Origin of the sequence: Micromonospora sp. DT48, from assembly GCF_049844495.1 — a bacterium.
Classification (GTDB): Bacteria; Actinomycetota; Actinomycetes; order Mycobacteriales; family Micromonosporaceae; genus Micromonospora.
Genome location: NZ_JBNCLE010000060.1, coordinates 1 through 701, shown reverse-complemented (window position 1 = coordinate 701; position 701 = coordinate 1). Strand labels below are relative to the sequence as shown.

Sequence of the window (701 nt, the reverse complement as noted above, 5' to 3'; positions counted from 1 at the left end):
GAAGGCGGGAATCTCGTTGCTCTTCGTGTCGACGGTGACCTGGGCCAAGACGATGCCGGTACTGGTGTCCAGCGCCGACAGCAGATGCGTCTGCCGGCCGTCAGGCAGGCGTGCGCCACGCAGGGTCTTGCCGTCCACGGCGATCACCGTCCGGTAGCGGCGCGGCCGAGCGGTCACCGGTTGCGTCCGGGTGCGCAGCCAGCCGGCCAGAACCTTGCTGATCACAGTGGCGTCCAGGCGGATCAGCAGACGCCACACCGTGGTGCCGGCCGGCACGCCCCGGGTGAACCCGAGCCGCTGCTGGTCCGCCTCGTCCAGGTCGTACAGCCAGTCCGCGATCGCGGCGAACGACGTGGCGCCGGCCAGGACCGCGCAGACCGCGACGGTCAGCAACGCGGCCAATGGATACCGCACTCCGTGCGGATCACGCGGGTCCGGGATCACGCTCACAGCGTCCAGGAGCCCACGACGTTCACCCTCGGTGATCGGCGGTGATGGCGTCTCACCGCTGGGGGTTGTCACAGTCAGTACGGAGATCAGGGATGATGACATCTGCGGGTGGAGTCCTCGGTGTCGTGCAGTCCTAGAGAAACTCCATGATCACCTTGAGGGCTTCACCCGCTTCAACCGCCTCCACATAGGCCAATCACCCAGCATCATCCCAGCTCACTGGCTTGCCGAGCGAGAACGCAACGGCCCTG

Annotated in this window: 1 protein-coding gene; it reads right to left on the bottom strand. The window is 66.9% G+C overall.

Annotation, left to right across the window (positions count from 1 at the left end):
* Positions 1 to 444: ISAs1 family transposase (locus tag ACLQ2S_RS27155; RefSeq protein ID WP_425703826.1), on the bottom strand; the 444-nt coding region annotated here is incomplete at its 3' end.
* Positions 445 to 701: the final 257 nt, after the last annotated feature.